Source organism: Streptomyces sp. NPDC048481 (assembly GCF_043200075.1).
Classification (GTDB): Bacteria; Actinomycetota; Actinomycetes; order Streptomycetales; family Streptomycetaceae; genus Streptomyces.
On record NZ_JBICXC010000013.1, the window covers coordinates 73,959 to 96,054 of the forward strand.

Sequence of the window (22,096 nt, forward strand, 5' to 3'; positions counted from 1 at the left end):
CGGGCGGCCCTCGCGGCCGGCCGCCGGGAAGCGGCCTCTCAGGCGGCCGGGCCGCCGGGTCCTGGCGCTCCGGCGCGCAGCCCGTCCATGACGAGGTCGAGGAGCCGGGCGGCCCGCGGCCGCCAGTCGTCCGCGGGGCCCAGCTGCCACAGGCCGCCGATGGCGAGGATCAGGTCGTCGGCGGTCATGCCCGGCCGGATGGAGCCGACGGCGTCGTTGGCGCGCAGGAGGAGATCGGCCGCGTCGGTGACGGGGGTGTGCGCCGGTTTCGCGAGGCCGCCGCGCTTGCCGGCGGCGAGGCGCATCGCGTCGGCGAGCCCGGCCTTAGCCATGGCGAACTCCGCCAGCCGGTCCATCCAGGCGCGCAGGGCCCGGTCCGGCGGCAGCTCGTCGAGCAGCTGGGCCGCGCTGTCGGCGACCTGCCGCATCTCGTGGCGGTAGATCTCCAGGACGAGGGCCTCGCGGTGGGGAAAGTTGCGGTAGAAGGTCCCCTGTCCCACGCCCGCCTTCCTGGCGATCGCGCTGAGCGGCGCGTCGGGGCACAGCGTCAGCTCGGCCAGGGCGACTTCGAGGATGCGCTCGCGGTTGCGTTGTGCGTCCGAGCGCAGCTTCGCGTTGTCCTCGTGCTGCACTCGGTTCTCCTCGGGACGTGCGGGATTTTCACCCTTGATAAGCGGACAGCTGTCCGTTACGTTTGTCGGCAGCGGACGACTGTCCGGTTCGAGGACAACGATAGCCCCGGCCGGACCCCGAGCGGCAGTCCGCGCGACCTCCGTGCCGTCCCGCGCGTCCACCCCGTCACTCACTCCTCGGCGCAGTCGGCGTCCGCCGGACGCCGGCGGGCGCCGCCCGGCTTCCCGAAAGCGCGAAAGAAGCTCTCATGGCCTTACCGACGTCCAGCGTCATCACCCTGCGCATCAACGGCGAGCAGCACACGCTGCCCGTCGACCACCGCACCACCCTGCTCGACGCCCTGCGCGAACGACTCGACCTGACCGGCACGAAGAAGGGCTGCGACCAGGGGCAGTGCGGAGCCTGCACGGTGCTCGTCGACGGCCACAGAACCGTGGCCTGTCTGCAATTCGCCGTCGCGGCCGAAGGGCGCGAGATCACCACCATCGAGGGCGTCGCGGACGGCGACCGGCTGCACCCGGTGCAGCAGGCGTTCCTCGAATTCGACGGCTACCAGTGCGGCTACTGCACGCCCGGACAGATCTGTTCGGCGATCGGCGTGCTCGCCGAGCACGCCGCCGGCTGGCCGAGCGCCGTCACGGCGGACGTACGGCCCGAGGCCGGGCCGCCGCCGCTGACCGCCGACGAGATCCGCGAACGCATGAGCGGCAACCTGTGCCGCTGCGCCGCCTACACCTCGATCGTCGAGGCCGTCGCCGGCGCCGCGCAAGCCGGTCCCCCGGCGGGCACGGACGCCGGCCCGCAGAAGAAGGAGCCCGCCGCATGAAGGAGTTCGGCTACCGGAAGGCTCCCGACGTCGCGGGCGCCGTCGCCCTGCTCGACTCCGACCCGGACGCCCGCTACCTCGGCGGCGGCACCAACCTCGTCGACCTGATGAAGAACGGCGTCGAACGGCCCGGACGACTGGTCGACGTACGCGACCTGCCGCTGGACCGCGTGGAGGCGACGGCGGACGGCGCAGTGCGCATCGGCGCGACCGTCACCAACAGCGACCTCGCCGCCCATCCCCTGATCCGCACCCGCTACCCCGCTCTGGCACAGGCGGTGCTCGCCGGCGCCTCCGGCCAACTGCGCAACATGGCCACCGTCGGCGGCAACCTGCTCCAGCGCACCCGCTGCGCGTACTTCACCGACGTCACCTCCCCCTGCAACAAGCGGGCCCCCGGCAGCGGCTGTCCCGCCGTCAGAGGCGAGAACCGCAATCACGCCGTTCTCGGCGCTTCCGCGCACTGCGTGGCCGTCCACCCGTCGGACATGGCCGTCGCGCTGGCGGCCCTCGACGGCGTGGTGCACTACGAGAGCGCCCAGGGCCCGGGCGAACTGCCCCTCGGCTGGTTCTACCTCCCGGTCTCCGACACCCCGCACCGCGAGACGGCGCTGCCGGCGGGCGCGCTGATCACCGGCGTCACCCTGCCGCCGGCCCCCGTGGCCGCCCGTTCCCGCTACCGGAAGGTGCGCGAGCGCGCCTCCTACGCCTTCGCCGTCGGCTCGGTCGCCGCCGCGCTCGACGTCCACGACGGCGTCGTCCGGGACGTGCGCCTGGCCTTCGGCGCGGTGGCGTCGCGGCCCTGGCGGGCCCGCGCGGCCGAGCGGATCCTCACCGGGGCGTCCGCGGACGCGGAGTCGTTCGCGGCCGCCGCGGACGCCGAACTGGCGGCGGCCCGCCCGCTGTCGCAGAACGGATTCAAGGTGACCCTGATGCGCAACCTGACCGTGGCCGTGCTGAGCGAACTCGCCGAGGAGGCCGCCCGATGACGGCCGAGGCCCCCCTCGCCCCCGCCCGCGCCGTCGGCACCGGTCATGTCCGCGTCGAGGGCCGGGACAAGGTCACCGGCGCGGCCCGCTACGCGGGCGAGGTGCCCTTCGACGGACTGGTCCACGGCTGGCTGGTGTCGTCCACCGTGGCGCGCGGCCGGATCCGTGACATCGAGGCGGACGCCGTCCTCGCGATGCCCGGCGTCCTGTGCGTGCTGGACCATCGCAACGCCCCGCCGCTGAAGACCGACTACGTGGGCATGCTGGGCACCGGCCCGGACCCGACGTGCGCGGTCTTCCAGAACGACCGGGTGCCCCATTTCGGCTGGCCGGTGGCGCTGGTGGTCGCCGAGACGTCCGAACAGGCCCGCGAGGCCGCCGAGTCGCTGGTCGTCCACTACGAAGAGGACCCGCACGACGTCGCCTTCACCGAGGAGCACCCCGGCGCCCACCCGTCGGACGGCCATATGCCGGCAGTGACGGACAAGGGCGACCTCGCGGCCGAACTCGCCGCGTCCGCCGTCGTCGTGGACGCCACCTACACCACTCCGGAGGAACACCACCACCCCATGGAGCCCCATGCGGCCACCGCCCGCTGGGAGGGCGACCGGCTGGAGGTGGTCGACTCCAACCAGGGCGCCACCTGGGTCGTCTCGGAACTCTCGAACCTCTTCGGGCTCGACCCCGCGTCGGTGCGGGTGCGTTCGGAGCACGTCGGGGGCGGTTTCGGCAGCAAGGGCGTGCGCGCCCACCAGGTGGCCGCCGTGATGGCGTCCAAGGTCATGGGGCGACCGGTCCGCGTGGTCATGACGCGCCGTCAGATGTTCACGCTGGCCGGGCACCGCAGCCCCACCATCCAGCGGGTCAGGCTCGGCGCGGACGCCGACGGACGGCTGCGCGCCCTGGACCACCGCTCGCTCAGCCGCACCTCCACCGTGTTCGAGTTCGTCGAGCCGAGCGCCGGCGTGGCCCGGGTGATGTACGACGCCGCCGCGCACCGCACGGAGAACCGGGTCGTGCCTCTCGACGTGCCGACCCCCACCTGGATGCGCGCGCCGGGCGAGGCGCCGGGCTCGTTCGCGCTGGAGGCCGCACTCGACGAACTCGCCCACGCGTGCGGCGTCGACCCGGTCGAGCTGCGGCTGCGCAACGATCCGGAGCTGGGTCCGGTCTCCGGTCTGCCCTTCGCCGGACGCAATCTGCGCGCCTGCTTCGAGGAGGGCGCCCGCCGCTTCGGCTGGGACCGGCGCGACCCGCGGCCCGGGGTACGGCGCGAGGGACGCCTGCTCCTCGGCACCGGCACCGCGGCGGCCTCCTTCGGCGCGGGCGCCGCGCCGTCCACCGCCGCGATCACCGCCGAGCCGGACGGCCGCTTCACCGTGCGGATCTCGGCGGCCGACATCGGCACCGGGGCGCGGACCGCCCTCACGCTGGTGGCCGCGGATGCCCTGGACGTCCCGGTGGAACGCGTGCAAGTGCGCCTGGGAGACAGCGCGTTCGGGCCCGCGATGATCGCGGGCGGCTCCATGGGCACCCGTTCCTGGGCATGGGCCGTCATGGCCGCCGCGCGCGAACTGCGTGACCGGCTCGTGCCGGGCGCCGTGATCCCGGCCGAGGGCGTCACCGCACGCTCCGACACCACGGCGGCGATCGCCGCGCTCGCCCAGAAGGAACGGCACTCCTTCGGCGCGCAGTTCGCCGAGGTCGCCGTCGACACCGCCACCGGCGAGGTTCGGGTGCGGCGCATGCTCGGCGTGTTCGCGGCGGGGCGCATCGTCAACCCGCTGACAGCACGCGGCCAGTTGACCGGCGGGATGATCTGGGGCATCTCCATGGCCCTGCACGAGGAGGCCGGCCGCGACGCGGCCTCCGGCGGGCCCGTCGGAGCGGACCTCGCGGGCTACCACGTGGCCACGCACGCCGACGTTCCGCGCGTCGAGGCGCACTGGGTGGCGGACGACGATCCGGAGGACCCCGTCGGCATCAAGGGGATCGGCGAGATCGGCATCGTGGGCGCGGCGGCCGCCGTCGCGAACGCCGTGTGGCACGCGACCGGTGTCCGCCACCGCACTCTGCCCATCCGCCCCGACCGGATCCTGGCGGGCGGTCCGGATGCTTGACCTCGCGCCCCAGCTGGGCGACTGGCTGGCCGAGGGCCGGGGGGCCGCCGTCGCGACCGTCGTGTCGGTCGGCGGCAGCGCGCCCCGCGGCCCCGGCGCCGCCCTCGCCGTCGACGAGCGGGGAACCGTCATCGGGTCGGTGTCCGGCGGCTGCGTCGAGGCCGCCGTCTACGAGCTGTGCGCGCAGGCGCTGGAGACCGGCGACAGCGTGCTCGAACGCTTCGGCTACAGCGACGAGGACGCCTTCGCCGTGGGGCTCACCTGCGGCGGGGTCCTCGACGTCCTGGTCACCCCGGTCACGTCGGACGGTCGGGTCGGCACGCTGCTGCGGTCCGCCCTGGAGAGCGCGGCCCGGGGCGAACCGGTGGCGCTCGTCAGGGTCGTCCGCGGTCCCGCGGCCCTGCTCGGCGCCGCACTGCTCGTGCACGCCGACGGCGTCCGCGAGGGCGCGCTCGGCGGACACCAGGACCTCGACCGCGCCGCCGCCGCGCACGGCCTGGCCGCGCTGGACACGGGCCGCACCGGCACGGTCGAGCTGTCGCCGGACGGTTCGCACTGCCCCGGCGGCCTCACCCTGCTCGTCGAGCCGAGCGTGCCGCCGCCCCGGATGATCGTGTTCGGGGCCGTCGACTTCGCGGCCGCCCTGGTCCGCGCCGGAAAGTTCCTCGGGTATCACGTCACCGTGTGCGACGCCCGGCCCGTCTTCACCACCCCGGAGCGTTTCCCCGAGGCCGACGAGGTCGTCGTCGACTGGCCGCACCGCTATCTGCGGAGCACCCGCACGGACCCGCGCACAGTGGTGTGCGTGCTCACCCACGACGCCAAGTTCGACGTCCCGCTGCTGGAGGTCGCGCTGCGGCTGCCGGTGGCGTTCGTCGGCGCCATGGGCTCCCGGCGCACCCACGCCGACCGGCAGCGGCGGCTGCGCGACATCGGGCTGCGGGAGCACGAGCTGGCGCGGCTGAGGTCGCCCATCGGGCTGGACCTCGGCGGTCGCACCCCGGAGGAGACCGCGCTGTCGATCACGGCGGAGATCGTCGCCGCCCGCCGGGGCGGCACCGGCCTGCCGCTGACCGGCTCGGACAAGCCGATCCACCACCGCCACTCCGCCTGAGCCACCGGCGGCCCGGTCCTCCCGCGCAGCCGCGGTCGCGGCATACGCGGGAGGACCGTGGCGGCCAGGGGCGCGGGCGAGCGTCCGCGACCGGGCGGTGTGATCCGACACGACGACGCAGGGAAAGCCTCCTGACCTGTGCCGAGCCGCCCCCGCGCGTTCATCGGCCGTGGCGGGGTAGACGGGCCCTGCGGACGTGGTGATCACTTCACGGCTCCGGCACACCGTGTCTCGGTCCACCGCGCCTCGGCACACCGTGCATCCGGGCGGAACCAGGGTCGCGTCGCACGCCGCGCGACCGGCAGGAAGGGGGCCCCATGGCCAGGAGTCGTGGCGCCGCCGTCGAGCGGCACCCCCGTCACGAACGCCGCGGGGAGGCCCGGCTGCCGGGAGTGATCGCCACCCTCGTCGCCGTGTTCCTGTACGTCGCGCTGCCTCAGCGGCTGCTCATCGCCCCGCGTTTCGTCCTCCCGGCTCTGGAACTGCTCCTGCTGGTGCCCCTGGTGGCGATCAACCCGCGCAGGCTCACCCGTCAGACCACCGTCTTCCGGGTCCTGTCGCTGGCCCTCGTGCTGATCATCGCGGCCAGCAACCTCACCGCGCTCGGCATCCTCATCCACGAGCTGCTGTACTCCGGCGTCAAGGACGGCCACGCCCTCCTGGTGGCCGCGCTCCAGGTGTGGCTGACCAACATCATCGCCTTCGGGCTGGCCTACTGGGAGCTGGACCGGGGCGGCCCGGTGGCCCGCACCCAGTCACCCCGCGAGGAACTCCCGCTGGCCGACTTCCGCTTCTCCCAGGACGAGAACGACGACGCCGTCGAGGAGGTCGCCGACGGCGCGAGCAAGAAGTCCGACTGGGTGCCGACGCTCGTCGACTACCTCTACGTCTCGGTGACCAACTCGACGGCGTTCAGCCCCACCGACACCATGCCGCTGTCGAGCCGCGCGAAGCTGCTCATGAGCGTCCAGAGCGTCGCGGCCCTCATGACCTCGCTGCTCGTCATCGCCCGGGCCGTCAGCGTCCTGCACTGACCGCCGCACGGAGTCGGCGCACTTCGGCGGTCTCCGGGGCTCCGTGGACCCGCGGCGGCGGCCTCAGCGGGCGCGACGGATCCTGATCGGCCCGCGGGCCGTGTCGGGCTCGACCGGGCGCCCGGCCTGAGTGATCTCGACCTCGCCCGCCGTGACCAGTCGGCGAGCCGCGAGGCGGACGGGTTCCATCAGGTCGCGCCAGCCGTCGTCGTCCCCCTCGTACACCGCCCGCGCCGCGTCGGAGGGACAGATCGTCTTGGCGGGACCGCGACGTTCGAGCAGTTCCAGGATCGCTCGCTCCAGACGCCGGCCGGTCTCCCGTTCGCTTTCGCCCACGACGCCAGTATCGCGCCGGCCCGGCGGCGGGGCGAGGGTGAGCAGTCTGCGGTCTGCCGTCCCCCGTCTGCCGTCCCCGTCCGCCGTCGAGGCTCCCCCAGGGCTAGTGTCCGAAGCGTGAACGCAGACGACGCGAGCCGACGGTGGACCCGGTCCATGCCCGAGGCGTACGAGCGCCACCTCGTGCCGGCTCTCTTCCGCCCCTTCGCCGCCGACCTGGCCGCCAGGGCGGCGGCCCTGCGGCCCGCAACGGTCCTGGAGCTCGCCGCGGGAACGGGAGCGCTGACCTCCGCCCTGCTCACCGCGGTGCCGACGGCATCCGTCGTCGCCAGTGACCTGAACGAAGCGATGGTCGCCGCCGGCTCGGCGCGCGAGCCGCGCGCCACGTGGCGGCAGGCGGACGCGCAGAGACTTCCCTTCGAGGATGGAAGCTTCGATCTCGTGGTGTGCCAGTTCGGGGTGATGTTCTTCCCCGACCGGCCCGCCGCCTACGGCGAAGTGCGCAGGGTTCTGGCCCCGCAGGGACGCTTCCTGTTCAACAGCTGGGGCCCACTGGCCGCGCACGGGTTCGGAGCCGCCTTCCAGGACGCCCTGGAGCAGGCCATGCCGGGTGCCGCGCCGGCGTTCCTCAGGGAAGTGCCGCACGGGTACACGGACCGGGCACAGGTCGCCTCCGATATCGCGGCCGCGGGGCTGGACCTGGCCGCCGTCGAGGACGTCACCCTCGACGGCCTCGGGGAGTCGGCCGCCTCCGTCGCCACCGGGTTCCTCACCGGCACACCGGTCAGCGCCGCCCTGGAGGCGCACCCGGACGCACCGGCCGTCACGTCTGCCGTCGTCCGGAGCATGACGCAGAGCCTGGGCCCCGGCGCCGTGACGGCGGCGATGACCGCGACCGTCTACACGGCACACCCCCGGGCGTGATCTGGTCCTCGTCGCCGACGGGCGCCCCTGTTCGCGGAGCGCGACCGTGATCACGGGGTTGAGACGTCCAGGCGACCGCGACCGGCTTCCTGTCGGATTCTGACCGTCATCAGTCCGCAAGGCATCCCCGGTTCACTCCGGTCAACACACCTGGTCTGGGGAGGTGAGGGCCGGTCCGCCGCAGGGCCGCGTCGGCGCCGGCCCCGCGCCCCGACCCGTTCACCGCGCCGCAGCCGGCGCCCGATCCCCCGGTGGCACCATGAGCGACCCCGAGACCAACAAGAGCACGGCCAAGGCGTTCTACGACCTGATGTTCAACCAGTGCCGTCCCGCCGAGGCCATCGAACGGTACGCCGGCAACACCTACATCCAGCACAACCCCCATGTCGGCGACGGCAAGCAGGCGTTCGTCGACTACTTCGAGCGCATGGCCGCCGAGTACCCGGGCAAGCGGGTGGAGGTCAAGCGCGCCTTCGCCGACGGCGACCATGTGATCCTGCACTGCCACCAGACGTGGCCCGCCGAGGAGTACGCCGGGATCGACATCTTCCGGTTCGATGCGAACGGCAGGATCGTCGAACACTGGGACGTCCTCCAGGTCATCCCACCCACGAGCCACAACGACAACACCATGTTCTGACCCCCGGCGAGCGCCCTCGGCCCACCCCACCGCGCCGCCCCGCACCTCGTCGCCCCTCCCCGACCTCAGCATCAGGCCGCCACCGCGACGACGGCCGTCCTGAACGGGCCGCTGACCTCGGCGGACGACTGCCATGCGCCCTCCGCGAGTGAGGTGATCACGCGGGGCTGATCCACGCCTACGCGGCTCCTCACCCTGTCGGTCGAGGCGTTCGGCCATGAACCGGAGGACACCTCCCTGGAATGGAGCGGTGGGTACCTGACCCTGGACACGGCCGTCGTGCCCCTGGGCGGTGAGCGCGAGGACGAGGAGGGAGTGGTCCCGTCACCACCTGGTCGACGTGCGTACGGGCACGGTCTGCGGCGAAGCGGCCGTCGGCGCGTGCGGTCCTTACGAGCTGGTGCCGTTGGGCGACGGCTCGTGGCTCGCCGCCGGTCCCGACGGGAAGTCCGTGCAACGGTCCCGAGCACCGCGGCCGAACCCGTGCCCGTCGAAGCCCAGTTGACGGGTACACAGTGGCGCCGCACGCCCAACGGAAGGGGTGGCCCGCGGATTACGTAGTTTCCCCGATGTCCGACGGTCCCCGGTCGCGGGACCGTGGCCGTGCGTCTTCGCTCGCGCCTCCCGGCCGCTCCGCACGGGGGACGAGCGTGCGCGGGCCTCGGCAGTGAAGGAGACACGGATGACCATGCGGCCGTCGGGCGAACCCTCGTCCACCGAACCGGCGGACGAGGAGGACCTCCCCTGGGTGTCGGTCAGGCCCGACAACGGGCCCAGCCGGTCGCTGCTGATCAAGGGGTCGCCCCTCATCGCCATCGGCGCGCTGCGGATCGGTCTGATGATGGCCAGGGGGCGCGGCACGTCGGCGGGATCGGGGCCGAAGGGGCTGGTGATCGGGCTCCTGGCGGTCCTGTTCCCGCTGCTCTGGGTGGTGTTGCTGAGCGGTCTGCGCTGGGCCAACGCAGGGATCCGCCTGGAGGACGGGGTCCTCATGGTGAGGGACCGGTGGAACCGCAGGGTGCTGCATGCGCCGGTGTCCTCGGTGACGGGGGTGCACACGGTCAAGGCGCCCTTCGACGGTTCGCACAACAGCCGGATCGTCATCACGTCGCGGTCCCACCGGCCTGTGCTCGTCGATCCCCGGCTCTGGGACGCGGACGGGCTCCACCGGCTGTGGCAGGGCCTGGGACTCTCCTTCCAGGACCACGGCTTCCTCACCTGGCCCCTGCTGAGGAAGCGGTTCCCCGGAATAGCCCTGCCGTGGCGTCACGTCCACCTCGCCGTGTCCACCCTCCTCATCGTCCTCGGATGCATCGCGTACATCGCGCTGATCGTGAATCTGCCCTTCCTCCTGTGACGCTCCTCCTCCACCGGCGCCCCGACGGCGCCCGCGCCGGTGCGCGGGAGCCGGTAGGGGGTCGGGTCCCGGGTCAGTTGGTCACGAACGTCGTCATGCTGCGCGCGGGGAGGGTTGCGGTGAACGCGTTGTTCGCGACGCTTCTGGCGCCCTGCGAGGCGACGCTCCTGCTCGCGTCGGTGAGCCACGAGGACACGCTGGAGGCCCCGGCGTTCGTCAGGGTGAACGGCTGACTCAGCGCGGAGGCGCCCTTGTTGACGGCGACCACGACCGTCGAGTTGCCGTTGCGGTACGCCGACACGTAGACGTCCGACGCCGGCTTCGCCGTCGCCTCGACACGGACGGATCCGGGTCGGACGAACCGGGCGAAGTGCGCCATGCACGCGCCCCGCTTGCTGATGCGGCCGTCCTCGCGCAGCGGACCGTAGCTGCGCCGGATGTACCACCAGATGTAGGCCTGGAACTCGGCGTCCACCATCGCGCGGTGCATGTGCTCCCCCACGTCGAGCGCCTGCGGCCACAGGTCGGCCGAATCCGTGCTGTTGGGGTAGTACACCTCGGTCATCCAGAGTTCCTTGCCCGCGCCCTTCTGCTTGAAGAGCGGGTAGGGGAAGTTCCCGAACGGGGTGCCGTAGAGGTGGGCGCCGATGACGTCCACGTTGGCGAGGGCCGCCGGGTCGTTGAGGATCGGGTCCGACATGTTCTTCAGGTACTGGAAGGACTCGGGCGCGATGACCCTGGTGCTGATCGAGCCGGCGTTCTCACGCAGGAACCGGACCATCTCCGTGGGGGTCCACCACGTCCAGTCCTGTGCGTAGTCGGGCTCGTTCTGCACCGAGATGCCGTACAGATTCACACCGTTGCCGCGCAGGAACGCGGTGAAGTCGTTGAGGTGCTGGGCGTAGGCGCCGTACATCGAGTACCGCAGCCGGCGCGCGTTGGTCTGGCTGCCGCGCACGAACGTCTCGATCATCGAGGAGGGCGGGTTCCACGGTGACGCGATGACCGTCGCGCCGAGTTCGACGGCGCGTTTCGCCGTCGCGACGTCCCGGCTCCAGGCGGACCGGTCCTCGGGGACGGGGATCCTCAGCAGCGACAACCCGAGACGGCCGTCACCCACGCCGAACGCCGTGTCCCGCTGGGCCGCTGTGAGATCGCCGATCCAGGCCGAGTGACTCATGCCGCCGAAGCCCCTGATCGTCTGCCGCCGTGCCGCCGCGTCGACGACCACGGTGGCGGCGGCCGCCGCCGGGCCGGCCGTCGTCGCGGAGGCGGTCGGCGTCCCGGCCAAGGATGTCGCCGCCGTGAGGACCGGCAGGGCCCCCATCGTCGCCAGGACGGTTCTGCGGCTCGGGGGTCGCTGATCCTCGTTCGCGGTCTCGTTCCGACGGTGCGTCATGATCCGTCCTCCTCAGGGCTGTTGATCGCCATGCGACCCCTCCGGACGGCCTGGGAGCGCTCCCATCAGAGCAGAGCGCTCCACACGTGCCGGAATGACTTCAGGAGGAGCCGCCGATGTCGCGCGCGGTGTGCGCCGACGGGCCGGAGAGCGCCGTCGGCCGTTCGACATGCTGAACAGTGTCCAAGATTGCGGATATCACGAAAGTTAATGACGGCCCTCGGCACCGTCAACCCTCTCGACGCCACTGGACGTCGCCGACACCTCCGGCATCTCCGACACCTCGGACACCTCCGGAGTCAACCCCTGAAAGCCGGCGGAGGCTTCGACGCTCCCGGCAACTTCGGTTCCGCAGGGGGTGGTTCAGGCACCGCGGAGGGCCGCTTCCAGGCGCGAGCCCCAGCGGAGGGCGGCCGCCGCACACTCCGCCGTCCGGGGTTTCAGGCGGCGCCTCGGTCCGACGACCTGGACCGCCGCCACGACCTCACCGGTGAAGTCCCGGACCGGCACGGCCACGGAGTAGAGGCCGGGCTCGGCCTCTTCGTCGACGATCGAGTAGCCGCGCCCGCGGGTCGCCTCCAGGCGGCGCAGGAAGTCGGCCACGTCGGTCGGCGTGTTGGGGCCGTGCCGCCGGAACTCCGTGCGCGCGAACACGGCGGCCACCTCGTCGTCGTCGGCGTCGCTGAGCAGGGCCTGGCCGCAGTCGCTGCAGTAGGCCGGGTACGGACGGCCGATCCACGAGCCCAGCTGCCGGCTGCCGGAGGGCAGGCGTTCGGCGATCGTCACGGTGGTGTCGCCGGCCAGGACTCCGAGGTAGCAGCTCTCGCCGGTCTCGGCCACCATGCCCTCCAGGGCGGTGAGCCCGTCCGTGCGGAGCCTGTGACCGGTGAGGTCGCGCGCGGCCGCGTACAGCCGCCAGTGCGGGGCGACGTCGCCGGAGACGTCGTCACGAGCGACGAATTCCTCTTCCGCCATGGCTTTGAGCGTGCGGGACAGCTGACTGCGGTCCCGGCCGAGCCGACGGGCAAGTTCCGCGACGGACGCGGCGGTGGGCCCCGGCCGGCCGCCGGCCGTGCCGTGAGCGAGCGCCGAGAGGGCGTCCAGTCCCTTCGTCACGCTTGAGTCCATGCGCTGCTCCGCCTTGCCGGGGTGGGTCGGGGTCGAGGTCGGGTTCGAGGTCGGGACCGGGTTCAAGACCTGGTTCAGAGTCGGGTTCGGCTTCGGGTTCGGGCTGAGTTCGACCCGGGGGCCCGCCCCTCGGGGCTCCCCGTCCTTTCGGCGGCCGGTTCCGGTCGCCGCCATGTCGGCCGTTGGCCGGTTTTCGATCACCATCGCGGCGCCCGCTCCCGCCGGGCCCGCCGACCCGCGCGGCAAGCCGCCCAGCATCGTAACCCCCACCGGCGCCCCCTGCCTCGGGCCGGCTCTCGGCCGTCGCTCCGCAGCCACGCCAGGCCAGCCGTGCGATATTTGCATCTTGCCGTGCATTTGATGCACGCCTAGCATGCTGGGACAGACCAGGCGCCCGCCCACCGACCACCGACCACCGACCACCGACCACCGACCACCGAGGGATGACCGCGCATGGCCACGACGACGTTCAAACCGACGGAAGCCGGTGAGGGCCGCGAGCCCGCCGGAGCGGTCGTCCGGCGCCGGGCCGTCCGGACGATCAAGGTGTACTGGCCGGTCGCGCAGACGACCCTCACCTCCTGTGCGGGCGGCGACCTCGACGCGCTGCGCGCGGACCCGTCCTTCGCGGCGCTCCTGCGGGTCCTCGAGACCTCGCCGGGACTGGGCGACTTCGGTCTCTACGACGACGTCTTCGAGGTGTCCCTCGGCGCGGAGGGGTTCACCGTCCGGCCGGGCGCCCGGCCTTCGCTCGGCTCGGTGGGCGGTCGTGTCCTCTCCCCGACGCTCGCCGTCACCACGTACGTCGACGCCGCGGTGGACGACGACGCCCTCACGCAGGTCCTCGCCCGCCTCGCCGACGCGCATCCATGGGAGATTCCGGTCATCGAACTCTCCGCACCGCTGGAACTCGTCTCCCGGGCCTGATCAGCTCCCCGCGGCCGTCGCGCCACAAAGCGCCGCACCGGCGCATCCGACGACCCCGATGAACCCGACGAGCCTACGAATGTGAACCCCACCCACGAAGAGGACGAGCGCGCATGACGCCCAACACCGCCTCCACCGTCTCCGCCACCGTCACCGCCGAGCCGCCGCTGTGGGCCCTGCACCGGGAGCTGATGGGTCGCACGGTACGCACCGATCTCACCCATGCCTTCCATCCCGGGCAGCCGCACTTTCCCGCCTTTCCCGACGAGCAGCGAGAGACGCCCTTCGACATGGCCCGCGGCGACGGGTTCACCGTGCACCGCCACACGATCGTCGGCCAGTGGGGGACGCATGTCGATCCGCCCGTCCACTTCGTCGCCGGCGCCCGCACGCTGGACGAGATACCCGTCGACGAGATGATCCTTCCACTCGTCGTCCTCGACATCGCCGAGCGCGTCGCCGTGGACCCGGACGCCGCGCCCGCCCTGGAGGACGTGGCGGCCTGGGAGGACCGTAACGGCCGGATCCCGTCGGGGGCGTTCGTCGCGCTGCGCACCGGCTGGAGCCGGCGCTGGCCGGATCCGGCCGCCATGGCGAACAGGGACGAGGCGGGCGTGAGCCACTGTCCGGGCTGGTCGGCCGAGGTCCTGCGGTACCTCTTCGAGGAGGCCGGCGTCACCGCCATCGGTCATGAGCAGACCGACACCGATCCCGGATCGGCCACCTCCGCGGGCGACTTCGGCCTGGAGGACTATGTGCTGCGGCGGGACCGCTGGCAGATCGAGCTGATGGCCAACCTCGACAAGGTGCCGGAGGCGGGTGCGCTGATCGTCGCCACCTGGCCCAAGCCGCAGGGTGGTTCGGGATTTCCCGCCCGCGTCTTCGCCCTGCACCCCGGCGGCTGAACGAAGCCGGCCACCCGGCACGGGCAGTGCGGCGTCGCGGATGCCGTCAGTGCCGGCGTGCTGTCGAAGCCGTGCCGGGCCGGTGATCAGCGGCTCGCCTATAGTGCGGACGTGACGACGGACAACCCCTCTTCCGGACCGGCGCCCCGGGGAACGGCGTCCTCGCTGCGCATGGCCCTGCGCATGGTCGACGCCGTACTGGACCGGGAGGTCTCCGGCCGCACCGGCTTCAACGTCAGCCGGCTCGCAGACGAGGTCGGCGTCGAACGCAGCAAGGCGTCCCGCACCACGCAGGACCTGTGCGACAGAGGGTTCCTCGAACGCGGCGACGACTCCACGCTGCGCGCCGGCGGCGCGTTCTTCGCCACGGCCGCTTCCCTGCACCCCGGCCTGCTGCGCGGCAGCCGCCCGCTCCTGCGCCGCATGGCCGTCGCGTACGGCGCGGGGGCCCGGCTCTCCGTACGCGACGGCGTCCAGGTCCGGCTTCTGCGCGCCGAGTGTGCCGCCGGTCTCGGCCAGGAGTGGCAGGGGCGGGCCGGTCTCGTCACGCCGTGCTGGTGCACGGGCGCCGGACGCGCCCTGCTTCTCGACCACACCGCCGGGGAGATCGCCGTCCTCCTCGACGGCTACGAGCTGATCGGCGTCGGCGGGCCCGACGCGGCCCGCAGCGTGGAGGAACTCGTCGCCGCCAACGACCGCGACCGCCCGGGCGGCGTCGTCGTGGCGCACGCGGAGTTCGAGCACGGTGTCACCGAGTACGCCGTGCCGGTTCGCGACGGCGACGGGCGTATCAGGGCCGCGCTGTCGGTCGTCGGCAGGGAGCGGGACCTGCCGGTGCACGAGGAGACGGTCCGCGCCGATCTCACGGCGTCCGCCGCCGCGCTGGCCGGGGCGTTCGCCGGCCACGTCGCACAGCGGTAGTCGTCCCGCACGGGCCGGGCCCGACGGCCGGGCCGACGGACGGCGCCCCTCCCCGGCTCTGCCGAGCGGCGTGGATTCCGCGCCGGAGCCACGGCGCACAGTGGCCGGAACCGTTCGTCCGCCGTGGTCGTCTTGTGCGCTGACTGTGTGCGAAGCAGGGACATGGGGGACATAGCGATGCGTAACGCGACGAAGGCCGGTCTCATGGTGATGACCGTGATGACGGTGCTCGGGGCCTCGGCCTGCGACGGGAAGGCCGGCCCGGCGGCCGGAGACGGCGGGGCTCCGTCCGCGCACGGGAAGAAGCCGGCCGTGCACGGCGAGGGGTCGTCCGCGACGCCCGCCGGGGACGGGCTGTCGTCCGACACCGCGCCCGGCTCCTCCACCGTCGTGGGGCGGCCGTCCGGGGTGACGCGGATCGCCGCCCTCCCCCTCACCCGGCACGTGCCGTGGAACCTGGACATCCTGGATCAGCGGTCGCGGCCGCTGAACGGGAAGCTCACCACCACCGCCACGGGCAAGGGTGTGCACGTCTACGTGATCGACACCGGCATGGACGTCGGCCACAAGGAGTTCGGCGGACGCGCACGGCTCGGCGCCGATTTCGTGGGCGCGAAGGACTCCGGCGACTGCTTCAGCGAGGACGGCATCGGCCACGGCACGTTCGTCGCGGGCGTCATCGGCGGGGCCAAGTACGGGGTCGCGCCCAAGGCCGAACTCGTCCGCGTCCAGGGCGTCCTGTGCGAGAGCGACGGCGGCGGCACCCCCGCCGCGGCCGAGGCCGCCCTGGTGAAGTCGGTCAAGTGGGTCACGGCGCACGCGCAGAAGCCGGCGGTGGTGAACATGTCGCTCAACCTGGACCGCCGGTCGACGGCCCTGGAGTCCGCCGTGAAGAAGATGGTCGACGCGGGGATCACTACGGTGGTCTCGGCGGGCAACTTCCACGACGACGCCTGCAAGCACTCCCCCGCCGGGGTCCCCGGCACGATCGTCGTGGCGGCCTCCACGCCGAACGACCGCCCGTGGAACGACAGCGGCTCCTACGGGTCGGGATACGGGCGGTGCGTGGACCTGTACGCCCCCGGCCAGAAGGTGACCGCCGCTCTCGCCGGCGGGGGCACCGCCACGGAGGACGGCGGCGCGACGTCCTGGGCCGCGCCGCACGCGACCGGCGTGGTCGCGCTGTACCTGTCGGCCCACCCGCACGCCACGGCGCAGCAGGTGCACGTCTGGCTGGACCACACGGCCACCCGTGGCGTCCTGCACGGCGTGCGCGCCGACACCCCGAACCGGCTGCTCGACACGGGCGGGATCTGACCCGGCCGCCGACGGGCTACCGGTGCTCGGGGTTGGCGTGATCGTGGCGGCAGCCCGCGTCCCAGGCGGTGCGCTGGTTGCCGTACGCCGGAATGCCGCCCATGTCCTTCAGCGCCCGCGCCATGTGCAGCAGGTTCCAGGTCATGAACGTGGTGTTGCGGTTGGTGAACTCGTTCTCCGGGCCGCCCGAACCGGGGTCGAGGTAGGAGGGGCCGGGCCCCGCCTCGCCGATCCAGCCGGCGTCCGCCTGGGGAGGGATGGTGTACCCCAGGTGCTGAAGGCTGTAGAGGACGTTCATGGCGCAATGCTTGACGCCGTCCTCGTTGCCGGTGATCAGACAGCCGCCGACACGGCCGTAGTAGGCGTACTGGCCGGCGTCGTTGAGCAGGCTGGAGCAGGCGTAGAGGCGTTCGATCACCCGCTTCATCACGGAACTGTTGTCGCCCAGCCAGATCGGGCCGGCCAGTACGAGGATGTCGGCCGCCATGACCTGCCGGTACAGGTCCGGCCAGGCGTCCGTCTCCCAGCCGTGCTCCCTCATGTCGGGCCACACACCGGTCGCGATGTCGTGGTCGACCGCCCGCACCACGTCCACGCGCACCCCTTCACCGCCCATGACGGCGGCGCTGCGGTCGATCAGTCCCTGGGTGTTGCTCGTCTCGGGCGAGCGCTTCAGCGTGCAGTTGATCACCAGGGCCCGCAGGTCGTCGTACCGCGCGGGGGGCTTGTCGTTCGAGGGCGACGATGCGGTCACACGATCCTCCGAAATCGGCGGCCGCCCCGGACTCGGCGGCGCGAGCATGTCCGGGCACCAGCCTGCGGTCCGTTTCCCGCGGCCGCCATCACAACGACTCCGAACGGGCGCCGGGCGGGCTGACGGTCGCCGCACCGGGCACGCTGCCCGCCCCCGCTCGTGACAACGTCCGCGGCCACATCCCCGACGCCCTCGCCCTCGCCGCCTCGGGGACCGCGCCCGGCGCGCGCAAGCACCCGGGACGCGGGCGGCCGCGGCCTCACTCGGTCACGGTGTCGGCATGGCGGTGGGCCACCCGCCATGCGCCGTCCTCACGGCGGTACACCTGGGTGACCCGCAAGGTGTACGTGCGCGGTGCTCCGTCGACGAGGACGGAGGTGTGCTCCAGGCCGGCGGTGTAGGCCAGGTCTCCGCGGACGTCGCAGGCCTGCACTTCGAAGACGAACGACGAACAGTCGGAGAAGCCCTGCGCAAGACCGGTGAAGAGGGCGTCGAGTTCCCGGCGGCCCCGGGCGCTGCGCCACGCGCCCAGGACGCTCACCGGCTCCTCGCGCGACCAGAGTGCCCGGCGCGGGCCCGCGTCGCCGTTGTGCAGCGCCAGCTCCGCCTCGTGCAGGTCGGTCCGGATCCACGCCAGGAAGTCGTCGCGGTCGGTCATGCCTTCATCATGCACGTCGCGGCCGCGCCAGGCCCGCACGCGCCGCCGGTCGCCGCGGGGGCGGCGAGGCCGGGGCGCCCGGATCGCAACCGCGGTGGCCGAAAACGTGTCTCTGCTCGCGTGACCCGATGCCCGGAGGGAGAAACCGGGCCGCCGGGCCGCCTTGGGGGGACACGATGAACACATGGGCAGTGCCCGGCTACACCGAGTCGGTGGAACTCGGGGCCGGGGCGAGCGGGCGGGTCGTCATGGCCGTGCACCGGGACACCGGCGTCCCGGTCGCGGTCAAGTACCTCAGCGAGTCCCTGCGCACTCGGCCGGGCTTCGTGCGCGGGTTCCGGGCGGAGGCGCGGCTGCTCGGCGGGCTGGAGAGCGCGCACGTCGCCGCACTGTACGAGTACGTCGAGAGCCCGGACGGCGCCGCCATCGTGATGGAGCTGGTGGAAGGCGTCTCACTGCGCACCCTGCTGACCAGGTCGGCTCCGCTCGATCCCGAGGCCGCCCTCGTCGTCCTCAAGGGATCGCTCCTCGGGCTCGCCGACGCGCACCGCGTGGGCGTCGTCCACCGGGACTACAAGCCGGAGAACGTCCTCGTCGAGCCGGACGGATCGTCCAGGCTCGTCGACTTCGGGATCGCGGTGGACGCCGGCGCGGGCGGCGGCGCGGCGGGAACCCCGTCCTACATGGCGCCGGAGCAGTGGACCGGCGCGCCCGCCTCTCCCACCGCCGACGTGTACGCGGCGACGGCCACCTTCTTCGAGTGTCTGACCAGCCACCGGCCCTACTCGGGCGACAACCTCGCCGAACTCGCCCTCCAGCACGTCGACGCGCCGATCCCCGCCGACCGGGCCCCCGAACCCGTGCGGGACCTCGTGCTGCGCGGCCTCGCCAAGGACCCGGCGCGACGGCCCGCGCACGCCGAGGCCTTCGTCGCGGAACTGGAGGCCGTCGCCGGCGCCGCGTACGGGTCCGACTGGGAGGAACGCGGCCGCGGCCGGCTCGCCGCGCTGGTGGCGCTGGCGCCGCTGCTGCTGCCGTCGGGCCGCGGCGCCCCGCGGACCGCCACGGACACCGCGCGAACGGTGCTGCGCCAGGCGCCGGCCCGCGGCCCGGCGCGATCGTGGCTGCCGGGCCGGACAGGCATGCTCGTGTCCGGCGTCGCCGTGCTCCTGGGCGTGCTGTTGTCCTACAGCCTGCGGCACGCTCCGCAGGCCGACCCGCAGCAGGCGGCCCAGGCCCTGGCCACCACGCGTGCCCAGCCCATCGCCGGGCCGGGTGCCCCCTCCGCCCCCACCGCGTCGGCCCTTCCCTCCGCGTCCCCGACGTCCACCGCGTCAGCGTCCCCGTCGTCGACCGCGTCCCCCGGCACGTCCGCCTCCGGCACGGCGTCCGCCGGAGCGGACGGGCCCTCCGCGTCCGCCACCGCGTCCCCCTCCCCGGAAACGACGGCCTCCGGCGGGACGACCGTCGAGCCGACGCCGACGACGGCCGACCCGAGCCCGCCGTCCGCGCCCGCCGTCAAGGACGTCGCGATCACCGACTTCCGGCAGACCGGATCGACGACCGCCACGACGACCGTCACCGTCACGGCGGACGGCACCGGCCCGATCTCCCTCACCCTCTCGTGGTTCACCGGCGACACCGGCAGGGGGTCCGGCGCCCCGGACGGTGCGTCCCGGACCTTCCGGCGGAGCGGCGCCACCCAGTACACCCTCACCGTCGACCACACCTTCCGGGGCACGGGCTGCTACTGGACGGTCGGCGCCGCCACCAGCCCCGCCTCCGCCGACGGCGGCGCCTCGCAGCAGCTTCTGACCAGACGGTGTGAGATCCGATGAGCGCGCCCGACGACCGCTTCCCCGCCCCGGCCGGGAACCACCAGCCCACCCGCCCGTCCGATCCGGCCGACGTGCAGACGGCCCGACACGCCGAACCCGGCCCCGACGACGCCGAGTACAGCGCCACCGTGCTCGCCAGTCACTGGATCCAGCGGCCATGCGAACCGGACGCCACCCTCGTGGAACCGCCCGCCACGCAGCCCCCGGGACCGACGACACCTGCACAGACCTCGACACCGACACAGACACAGACGCGGGAACTGGAAAAGGCACCGTCTTGGACGCCGGCGAGCACGCGTCCGACGGACGCCACGACCGCCGCGCCGGCCGACGCACCCGATCGGGCCGACGGCACCCTCCTGCGGTTCGGCCCGGGCGTGACCGCGGCCGTCGCCCGGCGGACCGACCGGACCCTGCACGCGCCGCCGCCGACGCCCGCGCCCCCGCGTCGGACGCGGCGTCTGCGCAGACACACCCTGCCCGCCGTCGTCCTGATCTGCGTCATCGCGCTGCTCGCCTGGCAGCGACTCGGACCGCCGCTCACCGTGGGCACGATACGGGTCACCGCCGGTCCCGCGGTTCTGCGATGCGACGGCACCGCGGACATCGTCGGACTCGTCACGACGAACGGCCGTCCGGGCACGCTGTCGTACCGCTGGACCCGCAGCGACGGCACGGCCTCGGGCGTCCTGCGGGAAGTGCTGGTCCGCGGCCGGAAGCAGGCGCGCCTGCACCTGCTGTGGACCTTCCAGGGGAAGGGCCGTTACGCGGCCCGGGCCGAACTGCACCTGCTGTCCCCCGTCGACCGCACGGTGGTCACCGGCGTTACCTACGACTGCCCCTGACGGACAGCCGAGCCCGCGCCCCGCCCATCGGGCTCGGGACGGGGCTCGGACTCGGGGCGGGGCTCAGGCGTTGGCGTGGCGCGGGGCGACCGCGTGCCGCCGCGTGCCGCGGTGCGCCGGCCTGTCCGCCACGGCGGCCCGGAGACGTTGCAGCCACAGGGAGGCCGTCGCCAGCAGACCCGCGAAGACCGCGACGAGGAGGACGGAGACCCACATCTGCCGGCTGGCGGGATGAGTCCGGCTCGTCCAGACCGCCGCGACCGTCCACAACAGGACGCCGGCGGCGTAGAAGGCGCGGATCCGGCGCAGCTGCCGCACGGCCCGCAGGGAAACCGGGTGATCAGTCTTCGGTGCCATGGCGACCGTGTACCCCCGCGCACGCGGTTAAGCCGGGGAGTTCCGTCCGGCGTTCGCGCACCTCTACCGCCGCTGATCCGTACGGCCTTCCAAGTCGCGCCGTATTGCTGCCCCCTCGTCCTCGACGAGACCCGCTTCTTCGGGGAGTTCGAGGACTGCGCCGCAGTGGCTGCACAGCCTTCCGTCCTCGGCCGGCGTGCCGCACGCCTTGCAGAAGCGGTTGCCCTGGTCGGTCTCACTCGGTCGTGTCGTCATGGCTCTCTCCGGCGCGTTGAATGGGATGGACGGTGGTGGGTGGCGGTGATGGATGGTGATGGACGGTATCGATGCGCGGTCGGAGTACCCGTGGCGCATGTGTTGATGCTCCGGGGCCGTTCGCGGGTGCCGCCGCGTTCCGGCACGCCCCCCGGGAAGACCGAGTCGCCCGAAAGAACGCCGTTGTCACGCCGACACCCGCTCGGCGATGATCACGACGGGGGCACGACTCCGCAGTCCGCAGACCGACGGCCGACCGGCTGCCGATCGGCCATTGTGCGGGTGACGCCCGCAGGCGCTGTCGCCCGCCCCCTCGCACCGCCACCGGCGCCCCCGGGCGCCCCGACCCCGAGGAGACACCATGCGCGTGATCGACTTCGACCATCTCGTCCTCAGCGTCGCCGACATCGAGCGGTCGCTGGCCTTCTACACCGGCCCGCTGGGCCTGCAACCGGTGCGGGTCGAGGAATGGCGGGCGGGCAAGGCGCCCTTCCCGTCCGTGCGGGTGAGCGCGACCACCATCATCGACCTCGTGCAGGGTCCCGCCGAGCGACCGCGGCACTCCAATGTCGACCACATCTGCCTGGTGGTCGAGCCGCTCGACTGGCAACAGGTCGTCGACTCCGGGGAGTTCACGGTGCTGGACGGCCCCGGCGAGCGCTTCGGCGCGCGGGGCACCGCGGTCTCCCTCTACGTGGAGGACCCGGACGGCAACACCGTGGAACTGCGCTGGTATCCGCAGGAGGCTTGAGGAACGCGGCTTGCCGGGCCGGGAGTTCGCCCCGCCGCAGGCGGACTCCCCGCCCACGTCACTCACCG

General features: G+C 73.1%; 23 protein-coding genes. 15 read left to right on the forward strand and 8 right to left on the reverse strand.

Annotated features, from left to right (window positions below):
* Window positions 1-38: 38 nt before the first annotated feature.
* Window positions 39-632: a TetR/AcrR family transcriptional regulator gene (locus tag ACGFSH_RS30295; protein ID WP_393354030.1), complete on the reverse strand. Its 594-nt coding sequence runs from the start codon at window positions 630-632 to the stop codon at window positions 39-41.
* A gap of 248 nt (window positions 633-880) precedes the next feature.
* Here ACGFSH_RS30295 and ACGFSH_RS30300 point away from each other — a divergent pair, with 248 nt between their 5' ends.
* From ACGFSH_RS30300 to ACGFSH_RS30320, 5 genes are all read left to right on the forward strand, one after another.
* Window positions 881-1,459, forward strand: coding sequence for a 2Fe-2S iron-sulfur cluster-binding protein (locus ACGFSH_RS30300; RefSeq protein ID WP_393354032.1), 579 nt, complete (start codon window positions 881-883; stop codon window positions 1,457-1,459).
* Window positions 1,456-2,448, forward strand: coding sequence for an FAD binding domain-containing protein (locus tag ACGFSH_RS30305; RefSeq protein WP_393354034.1), 993 nt, complete (start codon window positions 1,456-1,458; stop codon window positions 2,446-2,448). The genes ACGFSH_RS30300 and ACGFSH_RS30305 overlap by 4 nt, the downstream gene beginning before the upstream one ends.
* Window positions 2,445-4,568 (forward strand): xanthine dehydrogenase family protein molybdopterin-binding subunit, encoded by a 2,124-nt coding sequence (locus ACGFSH_RS30310; RefSeq protein ID WP_393354036.1) that lies wholly within the window; start codon window positions 2,445-2,447, stop codon window positions 4,566-4,568. Before ACGFSH_RS30305 ends, ACGFSH_RS30310 begins: the two co-directional genes overlap by 4 nt.
* The gene (locus tag ACGFSH_RS30315; protein WP_393354038.1) at window positions 4,561-5,682 is read left to right on the forward strand and encodes an XdhC family protein; all 1,122 of its coding nucleotides are present in this window, start codon (window positions 4,561-4,563) and stop codon (window positions 5,680-5,682) included. Before ACGFSH_RS30310 ends, ACGFSH_RS30315 begins: the two co-directional genes overlap by 8 nt.
* Before the next feature lie 317 nt (window positions 5,683-5,999).
* Complete coding sequence (locus ACGFSH_RS30320) at window positions 6,000-6,716, forward strand: hypothetical protein (protein ID WP_393354040.1); 717 nt, start codon at window positions 6,000-6,002, stop codon at window positions 6,714-6,716.
* Between the two features lie 63 nt (window positions 6,717-6,779).
* On the opposite strand, the gene ACGFSH_RS30325 is transcribed toward ACGFSH_RS30320, so the two are convergent.
* Entirely contained in the window at window positions 6,780-7,052 is a 273-nt protein-coding gene (locus tag ACGFSH_RS30325) for a DUF3253 domain-containing protein (RefSeq protein ID WP_393354042.1), read from the reverse strand.
* 156 nt (window positions 7,053-7,208) lie between these two features.
* Here ACGFSH_RS30325 and ACGFSH_RS30330 point away from each other — a divergent pair, with 156 nt between their 5' ends.
* From ACGFSH_RS30330 to ACGFSH_RS30340, 3 genes are all read left to right on the forward strand, one after another.
* Window positions 7,209-7,976, forward strand: coding sequence for a class I SAM-dependent methyltransferase (locus tag ACGFSH_RS30330; protein WP_393354288.1), 768 nt, complete (start codon window positions 7,209-7,211; stop codon window positions 7,974-7,976).
* A gap of 259 nt (window positions 7,977-8,235) precedes the next feature.
* Window positions 8,236-8,616 carry a nuclear transport factor 2 family protein gene (locus ACGFSH_RS30335; RefSeq protein WP_393354044.1) on the forward strand — a complete coding sequence of 127 codons (381 nt, stop codon included), beginning with the start codon at window positions 8,236-8,238 and terminating at the stop codon, window positions 8,614-8,616.
* Between the two features lie 682 nt (window positions 8,617-9,298).
* Window positions 9,299-9,973: a hypothetical protein gene (locus ACGFSH_RS30340; RefSeq protein ID WP_393354046.1), complete on the forward strand. Its 675-nt coding sequence runs from the start codon at window positions 9,299-9,301 to the stop codon at window positions 9,971-9,973.
* 73 nt (window positions 9,974-10,046) lie between these two features.
* Here ACGFSH_RS30340 and ACGFSH_RS30345 read toward each other — a convergent pair whose 3' ends face one another.
* Together ACGFSH_RS30345 and ACGFSH_RS30350 are read right to left on the reverse strand one after the other, a co-directional pair.
* Window positions 10,047-11,372, reverse strand: a complete 1,326-nt coding sequence (locus ACGFSH_RS30345; protein WP_393354048.1) for a glycoside hydrolase family 30 beta sandwich domain-containing protein — start codon at window positions 11,370-11,372, stop codon at window positions 10,047-10,049.
* A gap of 363 nt (window positions 11,373-11,735) precedes the next feature.
* Window positions 11,736-12,500 (reverse strand): IclR family transcriptional regulator, encoded by a 765-nt coding sequence (locus ACGFSH_RS30350; protein WP_393354050.1) that lies wholly within the window; start codon window positions 12,498-12,500, stop codon window positions 11,736-11,738.
* Window positions 12,501-12,953: 453 nt separating this feature from the next.
* Between ACGFSH_RS30350 and ACGFSH_RS30355 the strand changes: the two genes are divergently transcribed.
* The 4 genes from ACGFSH_RS30355 to ACGFSH_RS30370 all read left to right on the forward strand — a co-directional run bounded on the left by ACGFSH_RS30355 (window position 12,954) and on the right by ACGFSH_RS30370 (window position 16,570).
* Window positions 12,954-13,427, forward strand: a complete 474-nt coding sequence (locus ACGFSH_RS30355) for a hypothetical protein (protein WP_393354052.1) — start codon at window positions 12,954-12,956, stop codon at window positions 13,425-13,427.
* Window positions 13,428-13,540: 113 nt separating this feature from the next.
* Window positions 13,541-14,332, forward strand: a complete 792-nt coding sequence (locus ACGFSH_RS30360; RefSeq protein WP_393354054.1) for a cyclase family protein — start codon at window positions 13,541-13,543, stop codon at window positions 14,330-14,332.
* A 111-nt stretch (window positions 14,333-14,443) separates the two neighbouring features.
* Window positions 14,444-15,253: an IclR family transcriptional regulator C-terminal domain-containing protein gene (locus ACGFSH_RS30365; RefSeq protein WP_393354056.1), complete on the forward strand. Its 810-nt coding sequence runs from the start codon at window positions 14,444-14,446 to the stop codon at window positions 15,251-15,253.
* Window positions 15,254-15,430: 177 nt separating this feature from the next.
* Complete coding sequence (locus ACGFSH_RS30370) at window positions 15,431-16,570, forward strand: S8 family peptidase (RefSeq protein WP_393354058.1); 1,140 nt, start codon at window positions 15,431-15,433, stop codon at window positions 16,568-16,570.
* Between the two features lie 16 nt (window positions 16,571-16,586).
* Here the strand turns inward: ACGFSH_RS30370 and ACGFSH_RS30375 are convergent, their stop codons facing one another.
* Entirely contained in the window at window positions 16,587-17,324 is a 738-nt protein-coding gene (locus ACGFSH_RS30375; RefSeq protein ID WP_393354060.1) for a flavodoxin family protein, read from the reverse strand.
* A 259-nt stretch (window positions 17,325-17,583) separates the two neighbouring features.
* Window positions 17,584-17,982 (reverse strand): YybH family protein, encoded by a 399-nt coding sequence (locus ACGFSH_RS30380; protein WP_393354062.1) that lies wholly within the window; start codon window positions 17,980-17,982, stop codon window positions 17,584-17,586.
* Between the two features lie 176 nt (window positions 17,983-18,158).
* On the opposite strand from ACGFSH_RS30380, the gene ACGFSH_RS30385 reads away from it, so the two are divergent.
* Entirely contained in the window at window positions 18,159-19,820 is a 1,662-nt protein-coding gene (locus ACGFSH_RS30385) for a serine/threonine-protein kinase (protein WP_393354064.1), read from the forward strand.
* Window positions 19,817-20,665, forward strand: a complete 849-nt coding sequence (locus ACGFSH_RS30390; RefSeq protein ID WP_393354066.1) for a hypothetical protein — start codon at window positions 19,817-19,819, stop codon at window positions 20,663-20,665. The genes ACGFSH_RS30385 and ACGFSH_RS30390 overlap by 4 nt, the downstream gene beginning before the upstream one ends.
* Before the next feature lie 63 nt (window positions 20,666-20,728).
* Here the strand turns inward: ACGFSH_RS30390 and ACGFSH_RS30395 are convergent, their stop codons facing one another.
* Window positions 20,729-21,022 (reverse strand): hypothetical protein, encoded by a 294-nt coding sequence (locus tag ACGFSH_RS30395; protein WP_393354068.1) that lies wholly within the window; start codon window positions 21,020-21,022, stop codon window positions 20,729-20,731.
* A 63-nt stretch (window positions 21,023-21,085) separates the two neighbouring features.
* Window positions 21,086-21,277 carry a hypothetical protein gene (locus ACGFSH_RS30400; RefSeq protein WP_393354070.1) on the reverse strand — a complete coding sequence of 64 codons (192 nt, stop codon included), beginning with the start codon at window positions 21,275-21,277 and terminating at the stop codon, window positions 21,086-21,088.
* A 361-nt stretch (window positions 21,278-21,638) separates the two neighbouring features.
* On the opposite strand from ACGFSH_RS30400, the gene ACGFSH_RS30405 reads away from it, so the two are divergent.
* Complete coding sequence (locus tag ACGFSH_RS30405; protein ID WP_393354072.1) at window positions 21,639-22,028, forward strand: VOC family protein; 390 nt, start codon at window positions 21,639-21,641, stop codon at window positions 22,026-22,028.
* Window positions 22,029-22,096 lie beyond the last annotated feature (68 nt).